General features: G+C 56.8%; 18 protein-coding genes and 1 pseudogene. 13 read left to right on the top strand and 6 right to left on the bottom strand.

Annotated elements, in window-relative coordinates:
* Positions 1-2: 2 nt before the first annotated feature.
* From urtB to AC2FH6_RS10325, 3 genes are all read right to left on the bottom strand, one after another.
* Entirely contained in the window at positions 3-1934 is a 1932-nt protein-coding gene (gene urtB / locus AC2FH6_RS10335; protein WP_496702460.1) for an urea ABC transporter permease subunit UrtB, read from the bottom strand.
* A 110-nt stretch (positions 1935-2044) separates the two neighbouring features.
* Complete coding sequence (gene urtA, locus AC2FH6_RS10330; protein ID WP_496702405.1) at positions 2045-3319, bottom strand: urea ABC transporter substrate-binding protein; 1275 nt, start codon at positions 3317-3319, stop codon at positions 2045-2047.
* Between the two features lie 301 nt (positions 3320-3620).
* A complete protein-coding gene (locus AC2FH6_RS10325) occupies positions 3621-3998 on the bottom strand; it encodes a hypothetical protein (RefSeq protein WP_496701386.1) in 378 nt (125 codons plus the stop codon).
* 281 nt (positions 3999-4279) lie between these two features.
* Here AC2FH6_RS10325 and AC2FH6_RS10320 point away from each other — a divergent pair, with 281 nt between their 5' ends.
* The 8 genes from AC2FH6_RS10320 to ureG are packed head-to-tail and all read left to right on the top strand — an operon-like array spanning position 4280 to position 9329.
* Positions 4280-5107: an urease accessory protein UreD gene (locus AC2FH6_RS10320; RefSeq protein WP_496702402.1), complete on the top strand. Its 828-nt coding sequence runs from the start codon at positions 4280-4282 to the stop codon at positions 5105-5107.
* A gap of 3 nt (positions 5108-5110) precedes the next feature.
* Positions 5111-5413, top strand: coding sequence for an urease subunit gamma (locus AC2FH6_RS10315; RefSeq protein WP_496702400.1), 303 nt, complete (start codon positions 5111-5113; stop codon positions 5411-5413).
* A 9-nt stretch (positions 5414-5422) separates the two neighbouring features.
* The gene (locus AC2FH6_RS10310; protein ID WP_496702398.1) at positions 5423-5593 is read left to right on the top strand and encodes a hypothetical protein; all 171 of its coding nucleotides are present in this window, start codon (positions 5423-5425) and stop codon (positions 5591-5593) included.
* Entirely contained in the window at positions 5590-5895 is a 306-nt protein-coding gene (locus AC2FH6_RS10305; RefSeq protein ID WP_142639060.1) for an urease subunit beta, read from the top strand. Before AC2FH6_RS10310 ends, AC2FH6_RS10305 begins: the two co-directional genes overlap by 4 nt.
* Entirely contained in the window at positions 5895-7607 is a 1713-nt protein-coding gene (ureC, locus tag AC2FH6_RS10300; RefSeq protein ID WP_496702396.1) for an urease subunit alpha, read from the top strand. The genes AC2FH6_RS10305 and ureC overlap by 1 nt, the downstream gene beginning before the upstream one ends.
* 6 nt (positions 7608-7613) lie before the next feature.
* Positions 7614-8093 (top strand): urease accessory protein UreE, encoded by a 480-nt coding sequence (locus AC2FH6_RS10295; protein WP_142639057.1) that lies wholly within the window; start codon positions 7614-7616, stop codon positions 8091-8093.
* The gene (locus AC2FH6_RS10290) at positions 8077-8721 is read left to right on the top strand and encodes an urease accessory protein UreF (protein WP_142639055.1); all 645 of its coding nucleotides are present in this window, start codon (positions 8077-8079) and stop codon (positions 8719-8721) included. Before AC2FH6_RS10295 ends, AC2FH6_RS10290 begins: the two co-directional genes overlap by 17 nt.
* Positions 8718-9329 carry an urease accessory protein UreG gene (gene ureG / locus AC2FH6_RS10285; protein ID WP_142639053.1) on the top strand — a complete coding sequence of 204 codons (612 nt, stop codon included), beginning with the start codon at positions 8718-8720 and terminating at the stop codon, positions 9327-9329. The genes AC2FH6_RS10290 and ureG overlap by 4 nt, the downstream gene beginning before the upstream one ends.
* A 106-nt stretch (positions 9330-9435) precedes the next feature.
* Here ureG and AC2FH6_RS10280 read toward each other — a convergent pair whose 3' ends face one another.
* From AC2FH6_RS10280 to AC2FH6_RS10270, 3 genes and pseudogenes are all read right to left on the bottom strand, one after another.
* Positions 9436-9981 carry a GNAT family N-acetyltransferase gene (locus AC2FH6_RS10280; RefSeq protein ID WP_496702394.1) on the bottom strand — a complete coding sequence of 182 codons (546 nt, stop codon included), beginning with the start codon at positions 9979-9981 and terminating at the stop codon, positions 9436-9438.
* 325 nt (positions 9982-10306) lie between these two features.
* Positions 10307-11195: pseudogene (locus AC2FH6_RS10275) on the bottom strand (IS3 family transposase); the annotation flags it as partial.
* A 466-nt stretch (positions 11196-11661) separates the two neighbouring features.
* Positions 11662-12342, bottom strand: a complete 681-nt coding sequence (locus tag AC2FH6_RS10270) for a GntR family transcriptional regulator (protein ID WP_271952726.1) — start codon at positions 12340-12342, stop codon at positions 11662-11664.
* Between the two features lie 340 nt (positions 12343-12682).
* Here AC2FH6_RS10270 and AC2FH6_RS10265 point away from each other — a divergent pair, with 340 nt between their 5' ends.
* The 5 genes from AC2FH6_RS10265 (at position 12683) to AC2FH6_RS10245 (ending at position 16731) form a co-directional block, all read left to right on the top strand.
* Positions 12683-13666 carry a TRAP transporter substrate-binding protein gene (locus AC2FH6_RS10265; protein WP_496701379.1) on the top strand — a complete coding sequence of 328 codons (984 nt, stop codon included), beginning with the start codon at positions 12683-12685 and terminating at the stop codon, positions 13664-13666.
* A 93-nt stretch (positions 13667-13759) separates the two neighbouring features.
* A complete protein-coding gene (locus AC2FH6_RS10260) occupies positions 13760-14254 on the top strand; it encodes a TRAP transporter small permease (protein ID WP_496701377.1) in 495 nt (164 codons plus the stop codon).
* Complete coding sequence (locus AC2FH6_RS10255; RefSeq protein WP_271952730.1) at positions 14251-15561, top strand: TRAP transporter large permease; 1311 nt, start codon at positions 14251-14253, stop codon at positions 15559-15561. The genes AC2FH6_RS10260 and AC2FH6_RS10255 overlap by 4 nt, the downstream gene beginning before the upstream one ends.
* 96 nt (positions 15562-15657) lie before the next feature.
* Positions 15658-16401, top strand: coding sequence for an SDR family NAD(P)-dependent oxidoreductase (locus AC2FH6_RS10250; RefSeq protein ID WP_271952733.1), 744 nt, complete (start codon positions 15658-15660; stop codon positions 16399-16401).
* An 18-nt stretch (positions 16402-16419) separates the two neighbouring features.
* Positions 16420-16731, top strand: a complete 312-nt coding sequence (locus AC2FH6_RS10245; RefSeq protein WP_281973965.1) for a cupin domain-containing protein — start codon at positions 16420-16422, stop codon at positions 16729-16731.
* The last annotated feature ends 2 nt before the right edge of the window (positions 16732-16733 follow it).

The raw sequence follows: 16733 nt of genomic DNA, 5'->3' as shown, positions 1-16733 counted from the left end.
GCTCATGCCTCCGCCGCCCGGCCTTTAAGCGCGATGATCCCGCGCGGCCGGAATTGGATGAAGAGGATGATGAAGAGGATCATATAGGTCTGTGCGGCCAGTGTGTTCGAGGGGTTCAGCCATTCGATCCCTTTTTGCAGCGAGCCAACCATGGTCGCGCCCAGAAGCGTGCCCCAGATGTTGCCAACGCCGCCCACGACCACGGTCATGAAGCTTTGCACGATATAGTCCGCGCCCATCTCGCTGGTCACTTTGGCGTAAAGCCCAATCGCCACACCCGCAATCCCGGCAATACCCGAGCCGAAGCCGAAGGTCAGCATGTTGAGCCTGTCGGGGTTGATTCCCATCGAGGCCGCCATGCGGGGGTTCTGCGTCACCGCCCGCACTTCCAGCCCCAATCGAGTGCGGTTCATGACGAAAAGGAATAGCGCCATGAACAAAAGCGCCAAAACGAAAATTGCGATCCTGATATAGCTGATCGACACGATGTCATTGAACACCAGCGATCCGTCCAGCCAGCCGGGCGAGGTGAGGGGCCGCGCTTGCGTGCCGAAGATGTTCTTGGCGATCTGTTGCAGGGCAATGGAAATCCCGAAAGTCGCCAGAAGCGTCTCCAGCGGGCGATGGTAGAGGTGGCGGATCACTAGCCGTTCCATCGTGACCCCTGCGCCGAAGGTGACGGCAAAGGCCAGCGGCAAGGCGACGATAATGGAAATCGTGTAATCCGGGATGATCTGCTGGACGACGTAGCCGGTGTAGGCGCCCATCATGATGAACTCGCCATGGGCCATGTTGATCACGCGCATCACGCCAAAGGTGATAGCAAGACCGATGGCGGCAAGAAAGTAGATCGAAGCGAGCGACAGGGCGTCAAGGCCAAGGTCAAATGCCTGGTTGAATGCCACCTTGTTTTCGATGCCCGTCAGCACCGCCGCCGCGGCAACGGCCACTGAAGGCGAGCCGCTGTAGCGTTCGTAGAACGTGTAGCCTGCCAGCGTTTCATCCACCTCGGCTTCGGTGGCCACAGGGTCTACCACGCCCTGTTCGGCCAAAGCTTCATAAGCAAGGTCGCGTGCGTCTTCGCTGTTCAGGGTCGCCACCTGAACCCCCGCGACCGATCCCTCCGAGATGTTGGCCAAAAGCGCGTTCCGCTTGTCGTACCGGCTGATCCGGGGTTTCGCCAGATCGGCGGCAACCAGAAGGTCATAGGCGGACTCGCGCGGCAGGTCGTCGCTGCCGACGGTCAGGATGCGGGCGATGTCATCGCCCTCGGGTGCTTGTGCCGAAGCCTCGACCTCCACGGCCAAAAGCGGGTTCAATGCGGCCCGGACATCGACACCAAGATCGCCGTCAAACCGCTGGATGGCAGCAATCCTCTCCTCGTCGGTCGCACCGAAGCGGATTGTCAAAAGTCCCTGAAGGCGTTCCATGCGACTTTGCACAGACTGGTCCGTTTCGTCGGGCAGAACTTTGGTCAGGGCCGCGAGATGGGACGTCTCCGAGTCACGCTCGATCGCATTCAGGGCCTGCATCTTTTCGGCAACGGACCCTGATAGTTGGAATTGCACCAGGGCCGCGCCGATCATGCCGCGAATGCCGCTGTTGGGTTTCAAATGTTTGAAGTCACGGGCAACGAAAGTGCCCAGTTCCGCGCCATCGGCAAAGTCGAACGCTGTCAATTCCTTGCCCGAGGCTTCGCCATAGACGAAAAGCCCGGTGTCCTTGTCGCGCCACATCTCTTTGTTTTGCCAGCGTTCCAGCACGACCTGGGCCTCGGCCAGACCACTGGCGGCAAGCGCGTCGATGGCAGGACCGATGGTCTTGCGCGATGATTTGGCGATGATTTCGCCATGTTCTTGCAAAAGTTGCTGGATCGGCGCCTCGGCGTTCTGCGCCGAAAGTGGCAAGGCAAGAGCGCACAGAAGCACCGACATGAAACCGATGTTGAACCGACGTATAAGCGACATGGATAGTTCAGCCCCCGTAAGGCGTTCTGGGGGCGACATGCGCCGCACCCGTAGGGTGGGTTTTCAACCCACCATGCTTAGTAGTTCGACTTGATCTGAACGCAGGACGACGTTTCGGTGTTGTACATCCCGCAATCGAGTTCCGCCCAATCGGATTTCAGCACCGCCGATTCCGGCAGGAAATCCGTCCAGGCATCGCCCGGAACTTCCTCCGTCTGGCTGATGATGTCGAACTGACCATCCTCGGTGATCTCGCCGATCAGAACCGGCTTGGCCAAGTGGTGGTTCGGCAGCATGACAGCGGTGCCACCAGTCAGGTTCGGGAATTCCTGCCCGTACAAGGCGGTGCGCACGGCATCGACATCGGTGGTACCTGCTTCGGTCGCCGCATTCACCCACATGTTGAAGCCGATGTAATGCGCCTCCATCGGGTCATTCGTCACACGCTCGTCGCCCATGCGGGCTTTCCAGGCCTCGACCCATTCGGCGTTGGCATCGGTATCTGCTGACTGGAAGTAATTCCAGGCTGCGAGGTGACCAACAAGGTTGGTGGTGTCGAGACCCGACAATTCTTCCTCGCCGACCGAGAAGGCCACGACGGGAATGTCGTCGGCGCTGATGCCAGCGGCCGCGAGTTCCTTGTAGAAGCCCACGTTTGCGTCGCCGTTGATCGTTGAAATCACGCCGACTTTCTTGCCGTCCGCACCAAGAGCCACAACATCCGAGACGATCTTGGACCAGTCAGAATGACCAAAGGGCGTGTAGTTGACGAAGATGTCGTCCTCGGCGATGCCCTTCTGCTGAAGATAGCTTTCCAGGATGTTGTTCGTCGTCCGGGGGTAAACATAGTCGGTGCCCAGAAGCGCGAATTTCTCAACGCCAAGTTCTTCCAGAAAGTAATCCGTCGCCGGGATTGCCTGCTGGTTGGGGGCGGCGCCGGTGTAGAAGACGTTTTTTGAGGATTCCTCGCCTTCATATTGAACCGGATAGAACAGAAGTCCGTTCAACTCTTCGATCACAGGTAGAACCGATTTCCGCGACACGGATGTCCAGTTGCCGAAAATCACGTCAACCTCGTGTACCGAAATCAGCTCGCGCGCTTTTTCGGCAAAGAGCGGCCAGTCCGACGCCGGGTCGACCACGACGGCCTCCAACTCGCAGCCCAGAACGCCGCCTTCGGCGTTTTGCTGTTCGATCAGCATTTCCATCGTGTCTTTTAGTGTTGTTTCCGAAATCGCCATGGTTCCGGACAGGGAGTGCAGCACTCCCACCTTGATCGGGCAGTCTTGCGCCATGGCCGGCAGCATCGAAGCGGCCAGGACGGCAGCAGAACTAAGAAGTGTCTTTTTCATCGCAGTTTTCCTTCAGGCACTGCGCGGGGAAGCGTTGCTTTCAAGGGTGTGATCCCCCATATGCCCCCCACGCAATCTAATTGCGGAGTGCGGTGGTGTTTTGGAATTGCAAGGCCAGCACCATCGCACGTTCAACGGGATTTGTGTGATCCCGGAAGAAGTCGTTCCATGGAAATTGCTGCGACTGCGAGATCGGCGGGGGTTGAAAAACGGCCCCTGGCGTCAATCCGTCAAAAATTGCGCAGACTTTCGCGGGTTCGCCATTTTATTGTGCGAAAGAAACGCCAAATCTTTGGGCGTTTCAGCTTTCAAGCAAGAATCCTGTGCAATAGTCGATCTCGGCCCGGGCACGCCGCACCGCCCATTTGGAGCGATCCGCATCGCGTGAGAAGCTGGCGGCGGTCAGCAATTGCGCATGCGCCATCTTGGCGTCGATACGCAGGTGAAGCGCATGACGTCGTTGATCGTCGGGCACCGTCGCGTTCAGAAGGTCGATGAACTGCGCCCGGCGATGCGCGATCTGATCCGTGCGGTCATCATTCATAAGCCAGGCATGTTCCAACTCGGCCGAGAACCGTCCTGCACATGCCGCGAATGAAGACATCAGGGGATCATCTGCCGCCGGACTTTGCTTCGGCAGGATAAGAAGCAGGACCAGAAAGGTTTTCAAACTGCTCATGATCCGATCATGAACGACCTAAAAGTCAGCAATCAAGCTTTCTGCCACCTTATGGCTAACGCACACTTAACAGACGAAGTCCCTGTCACCCGTTCGACACGTCATTCAGGCATTTCCGTGTCGGCATCTCATCATTGCTGAACTTCTGGGCGAGTGGGGTCACTTTCGCACAGCAAATAGGCAGAACTCCGGGATTGGTCTTTTTCCCGGCGCGCAGCGGTGGATCACACCCCAATGTGCATGGTGAACCATGCGGGTCGAGTACCGGGGGCGACAAACGCATGGGTCAACCACATCTGGCATCACGAGAGGCGAACACCGCCCCGAGATCCATCGGTGCCATGACCTTGTCGACCAAATGCCGTGACGGGCGCACAGGCATTGACCGCTTCAGAACCTCGGGCGCGAGTAAGGTGGCCTTTCCGCGTCGCAAGGATGCCGTCGAAGCCATTGTGCTGAACACCTCGGGCGGTTTGACAGGCGGCGACCGGTTTGAGGCTTCGGCCAGCGCCGGGCCGGACAGCCGCCTGATCCTGACAACCCAAGCTGCAGAACGTGCCTATCGCAGCACTTCTGGCGCTGCGTGTGTCAGCACGCGCCTGTCTGTCGCCAAGGGCGCGGTACTGCATTGGTTGCCGCAAGAGTTGATCATGTTTGACGGCGGTTGTCTCAACCGTCGCCTTGACGTGGACGTCACCGACGGAACCGAGGCCGTGCTGGTCGAACCCGTTGTCTTCGGTCGCCGCGCCATGGGCGAAACCCGTATCTCGGGCAGTTTTCGCGACCGGATCACCCTGCGCCACGATGGTCGCCCGATCTATTGGGATCGCATCAACCTGACCGGATCAATCAGCGCCAGTCTTGACCGTCCGGCCATCGCAGGCGGCATGACCGCCCTTGCCAGCGCCCTTTACTTCGGCCCGCGTGCCGAGGCGCATTTGCCTATTGTCCGACAACTTTTGCCAAAGACCGGCGGCGCAAGCCTTGTCGCGCCCGATCTTTTGACCATCCGACTTCTTGCCGCCGATTCCTATCTGTTGCGCCAATGGCTGGTGCCGGTGCTGGAGCGCCTGACCGAAACCACCCTGCCGAAATCCTGGAGCCTCTGACCCATGCAACTCAGCCCCCGCGAAAAAGACAAACTGCTGATCGCCATGGCTGCCGAAGTGGCCCGCAAGCGCCTTGCCCGTGGCGTCAAGCTGAACCACCCCGAGGCCATCGCGCTGATCACCGACATGGTCGTCGAAGGCGCTCGCGATGGCCGCTCGGTCGCCGACATGATGGAGGTAGGCGCCGTGGTCATCACCCGCGATGACTGCATGGAAGGCATCCCCGAGATGATCCACGAAGTGCAGGTCGAAGCCACCTTTCCGGACGGCACCAAGCTGGTCACCGTCCACAATCCCATCCGATAGGAGTCTCTCATGCGTTACGCTATTCCCGCCTTGTTTTTGGCCTCGCCCGCCTTGGCCCACCCCGCAAGCTTCCCACATGAGCATTCGGGGGATTGGGCTGTGCCCGTCGCCTTGATGCTGATCGGCGCTGCGGTTGTTTTGGCCAAGCGCAAGGCGGTCCGTGTCCGCAGACGCCAATGATCCCCGGCGAACTCTTTCCGGCGGAGGGTGAGGTCACTCTGAACGCAGGGGCGGAGCCGATCACACTAATGGTCGCCAATACGGGCGACCGACCGGTGCAGGTCGGCTCACACTACCATTTCGGCGAGGCCAACGCGGCGCTCGATTTCGACCGCGACGCCGCACGCGGCATGCGTCTGGATATCGCAGCCGGGACAGCCGTGCGGTTTGAACCCGGTCAACGGCGCGAGGTGCAACTGATCCAGATTGGCGGCGCACGGCGTGTCTTCGGGTTCAACCAGCTTGTGATGGGAGATCTCTGATGGCCACCCAAATCCCCCGCTCTGACTACGCCGCCATGTTCGGCCCCACCACCGGCGACAAGCTGCGGCTGGCCGATACTGACCTGATCATTGAAGTGGAAAAGGACCTGACAGGTCCCTACGGCGAAGAAGTCAAATTCGGCGGCGGCAAGGTGATCCGTGACGGCATGGGTCAGGCTCAGACCACACGCGCCGAGGGTGCGGTGGATACCGTCATCACCAACGCGCTGATCGTGGACGCAACCGGCATCTACAAAGCGGACGTCGGTTTGAAAGACGGCAAGATCCACAAGATCGGCAAGGCGGGCAACCCAGACACACAACCCGGCGTCGACATCATCGTCGGCCCTGGCACTGAAGCCATCGCTGGCGAAGGCAAGATCCTGACGGCCGGTGGGTTCGACAGCCACATTCATTTCATCTGCCCGCAACAGATCGAGGATGCTCTGTATTCTGGTCTAACCACAATGCTGGGCGGCGGCACTGGCCCGGCCCATGGCACGCTGGCCACGACCTGCACACCGGGACCGTGGCACATTGGGCGGATGCTGCAGGCGGCGGATGCGTTTCCGATGAACCTCGCCTTTGCGGGAAAGGGGAATGCGTCGCTCCCCGCCGCTTTAGAGGAACAGGTCAAGGGCGGTGCCTGCGCGTTGAAGCTGCATGAGGATTGGGGCACGACGCCCGGCGCTATCGACTGTTGCCTATCTGTGGCGGACGACATGGACGTTCAGGTGATGATCCACACCGACACGCTGAACGAATCCGGCTTTGTCGAAAACACCATCGCCGCCATAAGGGGCCGCACCATCCACGCCTTCCACACCGAAGGCGCAGGGGGCGGCCATGCCCCTGACATCATCAAGATCTGTGGCGAGGCCTATGTTCTGCCGTCGTCGACCAACCCGACCCGACCTTTTACGGTCAATACAGTGGACGAACATCTGGACATGCTGATGGTCTGCCATCACCTGGACAAATCCATCCCAGAGGATGTGGCTTTCGCCGAAAGCCGCATCCGGCGCGAGACCATCGCCGCCGAAGACATCCTGCACGACATGGGGGCGTTCTCGATCATCGCTTCAGACAGCCAGGCCATGGGGCGTGTGGGCGAAGTGATCATTCGCACCTGGCAAACCGCTGACAAGATGAAGAAACAGCGGGGCGCCTTGGCCGAGGAGGTCGGCGACAACGACAATTTCCGTGTCCGTCGCTATATCGCGAAATACACGATCAACCCGGCCATTGCACACGGGCTGTCAAAGCACGTCGGTTCGATCGAAGAAGGCAAACGCGCCGATCTGGTCCTATGGAACCCGGCGTTTTTCGGTGTGAAGCCTGAGATGATCCTTATGGGCGGCAGCATTGTGTGTGCGCAGATGGGCGATCCAAACGCTTCAATCCCGACACCGCAGCCGGTCTATACTCGCCCGATGTTCGGGGCCTTTGGCCGCTCTCTGGAAGCCAATGCCGTGACCTTTGTTTCCGAGGCGGCACACTCCGAAGGACTGGGAGATGCGCTTGGATTGGCCAAGACAAGTTTGCCGGTGGAGAACACGCGCGGTATCGGCAAAGCGGATCTTGTCCTGAACGACGCCATGCCCGAGGTCGAAGTGCACCCCGAAACCTATGAGGTGCGGGCTGATGGCGAATTGCTGACCTGCCAACCTGCAACCGAGCTGCCCATGGCGCAGCGGTATTTTCTATATTGAGGCCCCATGACTGATCTTCCACTTGCACAAACGCTCCATCCCGTTGGCACATCAGACAATGCGATAGCGGACTGCGCGTTGACCTACGACGCCCGATTTTTCCGGCGAAAGAAACTGACAACGACCGAAGGCTGGTCCTTTGTCGCGGACTTCGAACAGACCGTATCTCTGAACGATGGCGACGTGCTGGAACTGGGCGATGGACGTCTGGTTAAAGTGACGGCGGCACCCGAAAACCTCTTGGCCGTTTCCGGGCAAGACCTGCCCCGCCTCGCCTGGCACATCGGCAACCGCCACACACCTTGTCAGATCGAGGCGACCCGCCTTTTGATCCAGGATGATCCCGTCATCGCTCATATGCTGAGCCACCTCGGTGCCACAGTGACCCAAGTCACCGAACCCTTCACTCCGGAAGGCGGCGCCTATGGTCACGGGCGCACCCATGCGCACGATCACGGACACTCGGCCCATGCCCACGCCCATTGATGCGCACTTACTGACGCTGACCCAATGGCTGTCGCCCGCGTTTCCAGTGGGGGCATTCGCCTATTCGCACGGACTTGAAACAGCGATCAACGAGGGTTGGATTGCCGACGCGACCAGTTTGGAAGACTGGCTGAGAGATTGCCTGAGTGATGGCTCAGGTCGCGCTGATGCGATCTGGATGCGGCTGGCTTATGCTGCCGACGACCCATTGGAGATGGACGCGAAAGCACGATCCTTTGCCACCGCTCAAGAGCGTCTGCGCGAAGCTGAAAGGCAGGGCGCTGCCTTTGTTGCGACGGTTAATGCTGTCTGGGGTTTGGCGCTGCCTGACATGCTGTTGCCCGTTTCCGTCGGTCGCGCCGCTAGATTGGCAGAGCTGGATATCGATACGACTGCCGTTCTCTATCTGCAGGCCTTTGTCGCAAACCTGACCTCCTCGGCCATCCGCCTGAGCCCCATCGGGCAGACGGCCGGTCAACGGGTGATCCTGAACTTGCAGCCCTTTTGCCTTCAGGTCGCCGAAGACACGAGAAATGCGGACACCACGGACGTTTTTGGCAATGCCTTTTTCTCAGACATCTCCGCGATGGCCCACGAAACTCTTGAACCGAGGCTCTTCCAATCATGACACAACTCAACGGCCCCTTGCGCATCGGTATCGGCGGCCCGGTCGGTGCAGGAAAGACGACCCTGACCGCGAGGCTTGCCGAACTTTTGAAAGACGATCACTCGATCGGCGTCATCACCAACGACATCTACACACAAGAAGACGCCGAAGCTCTGATGCGCATGCAAATCCTGCCTTCGGATCGCGTGATTGGAGTGGAAACCGGCGGCTGTCCTCATACGGCGATTCGCGAAGACGCGTCGATCAACCTGGCTGCCGTGGCCGAGATGCGGCTGCGTCACCCCGACGTAGAGGTCGTCCTGATCGAATCCGGTGGCGACAACCTATCGGCCACCTTCAGCCCGGAGTTGGCGGACCTGACAATCTATGTGATCGACGTGGCCGCAGGCGAGGAAATCCCACGCAAGGGTGGCCCCGCAATCACCAGGTCAGACATCCTAGTCATCAATAAAACCGACCTTGCCCCTCATGTGGGGGCATCTTTGGACGTCATGCGCCGAGACGCCGCGAGAATGCGGGGCGATCTGCCGGTGGTATTTGCCTGCCTGAAAGCCGGCCACGGTTCGGACGAGGTCGTGTCGCACCTTAGATCTCTTTCGGGCATTTGATGAGAGCCTAGCCGGCAAGAACGGTGCTTGGTCCACTTTGCGGGACTTTGAGAGTTTTCGAGTATGTGCTAACGCAACGTTTCGGGACGTTTGCTTCTCCCCCCACTCAAATGAACAAGCGAAATCCCCTGACTTCACCAACGATTTCTGCGGCTTGGGAGGAGGGCGATGACCAGTTTGGATGCAAAACGGCTTTAGCAACGCCCTGATCGATGCACAGCCGAGCATTGTGCTTTGCTGCAAGATGCCTCATGCGGCGGTTCTCTCGCAGGCACATCAATTCAATTGAACTGATGCTCCACTTCCGCGCGATTGCGATAATGCGCTCGAACAGCGCATCACCAATTCCGATGTTTTGCCAATCAGGTTCGACAGAAAAGGCGGCTTCCGTCTTTGTAGATCCGGTCTGGTCGTCACCGCGGAGTTCGGCGACGCCCCTCCGACGCCCTTTTGCAAACGCGCCACAGAGAATGCTGTCATAATGAGGAATGCTCTGAACGTAGGTCGTCAGACTCTCGTCGCTGACAGTCCACCAGAACCGCGCGCGCCGAGCTTCGGCGTCGAGCCGTCGAAAGTGCTCGCAGATCTCGTTTTGCTCGGCTGGATAGAGTCGGCGAATGGCAAAGTCTTGATGATGTCCGAGATGGACCATCGCCTTGTCGCTCCGATTGCAGACTTGGATTGGGCCTGCATCTTCGGGAGGAGGTGAAGATGCTGGCCCAAAAGCATTGGCGGTCCCTGTTGATGTTTTTCGGCGCCGCTGCTTTTGCTGCTTACTGTGGGAAGAGCGAGGTCCAGCAATTCCTTTTCAAATTTGCACGCAAACCCGGGATCAGGACCCGTCGCGTTGGTCCGGGTCTTTCCCGCCGGTTTCCTGTGCCATCAGCTTTTCCGTATATTGAGTGTCCGTCGTCAGAGTTTTTGGAACCAAGAGCGGCGTAAACTAAGTGAGTGTTCGGCTCATCTGATTTGTGTGATTATGCTGCGCGCTGGCTGTGATGCAAACGCCGAGCTTCGAACGTCTTCCGTTTGATCCTTTCTCGTTATTCCAGAATGGCTTGGTCACGCCGAAGTAGACATCGGCGGGTGTGACGTTGTTTAGGCTCTCGTGATATCGCTGATGGTTGTATTGATCGACGAAGGCTTCGATCTGGGCTTCGAGATCACCTGGCAGGAAGTAGTTCTCCAATAAGATGCGGTTCTTCAAGGTTTGATGCCATCGTTCGATTTTACCTTGGGTCTGCGGATGATACGGCTTACCCCGACTGTGTTTCATGCCTTTGTCCTTCAACCATTCAGCCAAATCGCCAGAGACATAACTTGAGCCGTTGTCACTGAGCAGTCTTGGTTTATGGACGATATAGGCCTGATCACATCCGGAGGCCTGCAAGGCTAAATCGAGGGTTCTGTCACATCCTCAGCCCGCATGTTCGTGCAGAGCTTCCATGAGATGATGTAGCGGCTGTAATCGTCCAGAATTGTGCTGAGATAAAACCAGCCCCAACCCAGAACCTTGAGATAGGTAAAGCTGGTCTGCCAAAGCTGGTTGATGGCTGCTGTCTTATGCTCAAACGCATTCGCGGCTTTCAGCACGATGATGGCAGGGCTGGTGATCGGGTCATGCGCCTTGAGCGTGCGATACACTGTAGATTCCGACACAAAATAGCGCTCTTGATCGGTGAACGTGGCGGCCAGCTCGCGCGACGACAGCTCCGTCTCTTTCAGAGCGAGATCCACAACCTTGCGCTTCACTTCGGTGGGCACCCGGTTCCAGACATGATTTGGCTTTGGTGATTGATCATGCAAACCAGCCTCACCGCGCTGCAGATACCGATCATACCAGCGGTAGAATGTGGTGCGGGGGATAAGCCACCGCTATCTCCATTTGCAACACATAGCTTTCGGCACAAGGGGCGGAAATCGGACTTTCGCTGCGGTGGCGAACAAGGCCAACACTCTAGCGATAGCGGTCATTCATGGTAAGTATTAGGCTGATTGCGCTGGGTTAGCAGCCCGATAGAACTTGCGTCAGGCTCAACAGCACATTCCAAAGATGTTTGGTCGCACCAATACGGCAGTCGACGTTGCTATCCCCACAACAAGATCAAACATTTGAGAGCTCCTTGCTGCTTTCTTTTGCCAAGCGTTAAGCTGGCGTTGCAGATACCCTAGTCCGCAACATTTGCGTGGTTGACAGGATCAGTTTCTGTGAAAGGCGGGAAAAACCGCTGACCCGCAATTTGTTCATGCGGTTTTTTTAAACTACTCGATATTAATATGTATGAATTTAGACTAGGGCAATGAGGCGAAAAGCCATCCGATATCTAGCCACCTATTCATCAAAGTATGCGTTATGCGTTGTGTAGATCGCCTGAATGGTTGGCGTCAAACGGTCAAGATGCGTACGAAGGACTTGATCCGCCGCCCACGCATCCCCGCTGAACAGGGCCTTTAAAAGAGATTGATGATCCAGATACAAATCATCCATTGCTTCTTTGCTGGTTAACGCCAGCATGCAAAGGCGGTCAACCTGCGCTTTGTTTTCGGCGATGATTTCAAACGCAAACGCCTGTTTGGCCGAGGCGCAAAGCAGTTTGTGAAACTGGTAGTCCAGATCATGGAACAAATTGACATCTTCTGCTGAGATTGCATCCGCCTGTTCACGAAGGTTGGCTTTTAATGCCGCGTCTACCGACTTGTCGCGATCTGACACGGCAGTGCGGATGACCTCCAATTCGACTGCGGCACGCACAAAGCGGGCATTCGCGATGAGCTGGCGTGAGAACGGTCGAACAACTGTCGCGCGTTGTGGCCGCACCAAAAGGAGATTGAGGTTGGAAAGTCGCGTGAAAGCCTCGCGCACAGGCTGGCGTGAAAACCCGAATGATTTCGCAACATCCGTTTCGGATATCTTTGTCCCTGGAAGCAGCTCCAGGCGGGTGATTTGTCCAAACAGTTCGTCAAAGACAACATCGCTACTCGTCGTGCGTTCAAGGGTTCCCAAAGCTGCCATTTTTTGTATTCCACCTCTGTTTGGCGACATTGTGGCAGATCAGAGAGAGAATTAATAGAGCAAATTAGGATACTAGGTTACATTATATTCATTGTTCTAAAAGGAAAATATCACATATCTAAAGAGCATATAGAAAATTTATGTTGACTAGTATCCCAGTTATCGTGTTGGGTGTGCCCATCAACGAGGGCGGAGCAAGTGTGCTAGCTGGGAGGAAATCAGATCATCCAAATTGGGGTGAAGGCTGATCTGGCGTGAACACTTGTAAGGTTTCGAACACGATCGCCGGTCAAAGACGACTGGAAGAAAACAAGACCTGAACCTGATCTGGGAGGATAGAATGTTCAATTTTTCACTAAAGACGTTGGCTGTGACGGCTGTTTTGTTGGGCGGGGTTTCGACCGCGCAAGCTGATGTCACACTGCGCGGGGCAAGCATGTTTGATGAAGAACATGCATTCACTAAGACCTTGCGCGAGTTTGAACGACTGGTCGCAGAGAAATATGATGGCGAGGTCGAATTTGATCTGCGCCTGAATGGTGAGCTTGGGGTTGAATCCGATTACGTCACCTACCTCAACCAAGGTGTCGCCGTAGATTATACGATCCTTGCCCCGTCCAACATGGCGGTGTTTTCAGAGTCCATTCCTTTGATGGATATGCCTTTCCTGTTCCGTGATCTTGAACACTGGGATGCGGTGCTTTCATCGGATGCGCTGAAACCTCTTGAGGATGATCTGCGCGAAGCCGCTGGCATTGTGATTGTTGGGTATCATGGCGGCGGTGTGCGGAACCTGGCCTCAGCCGAGCCCATCACAAACATGGATGAACTTGCCGGACACCGCATGCGCGTAATGGGGGCCCCAATTCAGGCGCAGACTTTCTCAGCTGTTGGCGCGGCACCATCTGCCATTGCCTACAACGAAGTCTATAACGCAATCCAAACAGGCGTTATTGCCGGGTTCGAAAACGAAGCAGCCTCGATCCAGAACCTGAAGTTCTACGAAGTCGCGCCGCATGTCTCATTGACCCAGCACACGATCACTGTGCGCCCAATTGTGATGTCAGCAAAAATCTTCGATGAACTGCCTGCTGAGTTGCAAGCCGCTATCATGGATGCCGGCACCGAGGCCGGTGCTTTTGGCCGCGCGTTGGAGAGCGGTCAGGACGGCGAAAAACTTCAGGCAATGATCGACGCAGGTCAGATCGAAGTGCATGAGTTTGAGGGTCGCGAGAAAATGCTGGAACTGGTTCAGCCAGTGCAGGACGCCTATGCCGAAGAGCTGGGCGCGACAGAACTGCTCAACAACGTTCGCGGAATGTGATCTCCCAGCTGACGGGCGAGTAAGTAATCAAACTCGCCCGTTGGCATAAATCCCGGTGCGCTTGGCGCGTCACATTGCGATGTAGGGTGGAACATGCTTGGAAAATATCTGGATAGGTTCTGCACTGGGCTTCGTATATTGCTTGGCGTGATGATGGGGGCATTGGCGATACCGGTCGCGATGCAAGTTGTCTCTCGCTACACCGGTTTGATCCCAACTTATCTTTGGACCGAAGAACTGGCGACGTTCCTGTTCGTCTGGATTGTGATGATCGGGTCTATTGTCGCTGTTTGGGACGGCACGCATTTTGACGTGCGGATCACCCGGGATGCGACTGGCTCACTCCCGCGGCTCCTCCAAGACGGTGTTGTGCATGTTGCCATCATGATTTTTGGGGGCTTCTTCCTATTTTACGGCATCGAGTACACCGAATTTGGGGGCAACCAACGATCTGTAATGATGCGTGCAAACCTCGCGATCACGCACGTATCGGTCCCGATTGCTGGAGGGTTTTGGTTTCTCCTGTCAGGCTACCGGTTGTCCGAAACCATCGCGAAATATCTAAACCGAGAGAGCAGCCAGACATGATCCTCGATACTGCAACTGCAGCCACGATGCTTATTGCTGGCTTTCTGGTGCTGATTTTCATCCGCATCCCAGTGGCATTCGCATTGGGTTTGGCGACCCTCCCGGTTGTGTTGCTTGAGCTGCGGCTGACCCCGTTCATCGTGCTGGATCGGATGTTCCAATCCTATAACTCCTTCATCTTATTGGCCGTTCCATTCTTTCTACTGGCGGCCAACCTGATGAATTCCGGCAAAGTAACCGACCGGCTGATCGAACTGGCCCGTGTGCTAACCGGCTGGATGCCCGGCGGATTGGGTCATGTAAATGTCGCTGTGTCGATGCTGTTCGCTGGTATCTCCGGATCTTCCACAGCAGATGCGGCGGGTATCGGAAAAATCCTGATCCCAGCCATGCAGAAAGAGGGGTACGACACGCGGTTTGCCGTTGCTATCACGGCCTGCTCTTCGGTGATGGGGGTCATCATCCCGCCGTCGATTTTGATGATCGTTTGGGGCGGTGTCATGCAGGTCTCTGTCGGCGCATTGTTTTTGGGCGGCGCGATTCCGGGCCTGATGATTGGCCTCGCCTTGATGGCTACGGTCTATGGTTTCGCAAAAGCCCGCAATTACCCGGTGACGGCGACGCCGAACTGGGGTGAATTCTGGGCCGCTTGGAAAGGCGCCGCACTGGCCCTTTTGACACCGGTCTTTGTGATTGGCGGTATTGTAGGTGGTCTTGTCACGCCAACTGAAAGTGCAATCATTGCGGCGGGTTATGCGCTGATCTTGGGTATGTTTGTCTATCGGACGGTCACTGTCAGAGATTTGGGTACGATCCTCTATGACACCGCACGATTTGCAGCCATCTCTCTGTTTGCGATCGGCACCGCCTCGGCATTCGGATGGCTACTGTCGTTCTACGATGCGCCGCGCCTGATTGTCAGCGTTCTGACTGCTTGGGAGTTCGGGGCATTTGGAACGGCTATCTTGATTGCCCTTCTGTTTCTTCTCTTTGGCCTGTTCATCGATGCAATCCCGACAATCATCATTCTTGGCACGGTTCTGATGCCGGTGGCACAGGCGGGTGGGGTCGATCCAATCGCATTTGCCATCATCGGTATCGTTTCGCTTGCCTTCGGGCTGGTGACGCCGCCCTACGGCTTGTGCCTGCTGATCTCAGCGGCAATTGGCGGCCTGAATGTTGTGCAAGTCCTGCGTGAGGTCGTGCTTATCCTTGCCCCAATGCTGGTCATCCTCATTCTGTTGGCGGCATTCCCCGAAATCATTCTGTGGCTCCCAAAGGCAGTTATGCCGGGGGCGTTCCGATAATGGCGTCTCAACTTGCGCTGTGAGCGCTCTGAGAGGGCCGCCAACTGAAACCCGTGACACAAGCGAAGCTGGCGCTTTGTAATAGGAAGGACCGACATGAAACTTGCAGGTAAAACCGCCATTGTAACCGGAGGAGGCCGTGATATTGGCCGCGCGGTTGCGATCAAACTCGCCTCTGAAGGCGCAAATGTTGCGATCAACTATTTTTCCAGCTCAAACGGCGCGGATGAAGCTGTTGCCGCAATCGAAGCCAACGGCGGTAAGGCGATTGCCGTGCAGGGCGACCTGAACAAGAAGGCGGATGTTGACGCGCTTGTGTATCGCACGGTCGAAACCTTTGGCGGCGTCGATATTCTGGTCAATAATGCAGGCGGTCTGATCGCCCGCAAAACCATTGCGGAAATGTCTGTTGAACATTGGGACGCCGTGATGAGCCTGAATCTGACCAGCACATTCCTGATGACGCAGGCTTGCCTGTCCAGGATGACGTCTGGAACTATCGTCAATCTCGCCAGTCAGGCCGGGCGCGATGGTGGTGGACCGGGTGCCGTCGCCTATGCCACAGCCAAGGGCGCGGTCATGACCATGACACGCGGTTTGGCAAAAGAGGTCGGCCCAGACATTCGTGTGAATGCACTTTGTCCTGGCATGATCGATACCGATTTTCACAATGTTCATACACCTGATGCTGGTCGACGCGGCTTTGAAGCCAACGCACCGCTAAAGCGTCAGGGTCATGTCGATGACGCTGCAAATCTCGTTTTATTTCTGGCCTGCGAGGACAGTGCCTTCATCACGGGCGCAAACATTGATCTCAACGGTGGCATGCTGTTTTCCTAACAAGCAAGGAGAGAACCTGTGCCCAATTTCCCGATCGTCTCTACAGGTGAACATGTCACGCGGCAGGTGCTATCTGATCATCCTGACCTCATGGTTGTTGCCTTCCGGTTTTACGCGACCGGGGCGATTGGTGCTCTACACAGCCATCCGCATGTGCAGGCGACCTATGTCGAAAGCGGTCGATTTCGGTTTACGTTGGGTGAGCACGAACAAGAGTTTGGCCCCGGTGAAAGTTTTGTCATCCCGCCCGGCCAAACCCATGGCTGCACATGCCTGGAACCTGGGACATTGGTCGACAGTTTCACGCCCCGCCGCGATGATTTTCTGTAACT

Source organism: Ruegeria sp. CDSC045 (genome assembly GCF_059610725.1).
Note: the sequence above shows the minus strand (reverse complement) of the source record. Positions and strands in the feature narration are given on the sequence as shown.

Bases quoted from the DNA above. Each gene is read 5' to 3' on its own strand.
- urtB (WP_496702460.1), bottom strand. From the start codon at position 1,934: ATGTCGGTGCTTCTGTGCGCTCTTGCCTTGCCACTTTCGGCGCAGAAC.
- urtA (WP_496702405.1), bottom strand. From the start codon at position 3,319: ATGAAAAAGACACTTCTTAGTTCTGCTGCCGTCCTGGCCGCTTCGATG.
- AC2FH6_RS10325 (WP_496701386.1), bottom strand. From the start codon at position 3,998: ATGAGCAGTTTGAAAACCTTTCTGGTCCTGCTTCTTATCCTGCCGAAG.
- AC2FH6_RS10320 (WP_496702402.1), top strand. From the start codon at position 4,280: ATGGGTCAACCACATCTGGCATCACGAGAGGCGAACACCGCCCCGAGA.
- AC2FH6_RS10315 (WP_496702400.1), top strand. From the start codon at position 5,111: ATGCAACTCAGCCCCCGCGAAAAAGACAAACTGCTGATCGCCATGGCT.
- AC2FH6_RS10310 (WP_496702398.1), top strand. From the start codon at position 5,423: ATGCGTTACGCTATTCCCGCCTTGTTTTTGGCCTCGCCCGCCTTGGCC.
- AC2FH6_RS10305 (WP_142639060.1), top strand. From the start codon at position 5,590: ATGATCCCCGGCGAACTCTTTCCGGCGGAGGGTGAGGTCACTCTGAAC.
- ureC (WP_496702396.1), top strand. From the start codon at position 5,895: ATGGCCACCCAAATCCCCCGCTCTGACTACGCCGCCATGTTCGGCCCC.
- AC2FH6_RS10295 (WP_142639057.1), top strand. From the start codon at position 7,614: ATGACTGATCTTCCACTTGCACAAACGCTCCATCCCGTTGGCACATCA.
- AC2FH6_RS10290 (WP_142639055.1), top strand. From the start codon at position 8,077: ATGCCCACGCCCATTGATGCGCACTTACTGACGCTGACCCAATGGCTG.
- ureG (WP_142639053.1), top strand. From the start codon at position 8,718: ATGACACAACTCAACGGCCCCTTGCGCATCGGTATCGGCGGCCCGGTC.
- AC2FH6_RS10280 (WP_496702394.1), bottom strand. From the start codon at position 9,981: ATGGTCCATCTCGGACATCATCAAGACTTTGCCATTCGCCGACTCTAT.
- AC2FH6_RS10270 (WP_271952726.1), bottom strand. From the start codon at position 12,342: ATGGCAGCTTTGGGAACCCTTGAACGCACGACGAGTAGCGATGTTGTC.
- AC2FH6_RS10265 (WP_496701379.1), top strand. From the start codon at position 12,683: ATGTTCAATTTTTCACTAAAGACGTTGGCTGTGACGGCTGTTTTGTTG.
- AC2FH6_RS10260 (WP_496701377.1), top strand. From the start codon at position 13,760: ATGCTTGGAAAATATCTGGATAGGTTCTGCACTGGGCTTCGTATATTG.
- AC2FH6_RS10255 (WP_271952730.1), top strand. From the start codon at position 14,251: ATGATCCTCGATACTGCAACTGCAGCCACGATGCTTATTGCTGGCTTT.
- AC2FH6_RS10250 (WP_271952733.1), top strand. From the start codon at position 15,658: ATGAAACTTGCAGGTAAAACCGCCATTGTAACCGGAGGAGGCCGTGAT.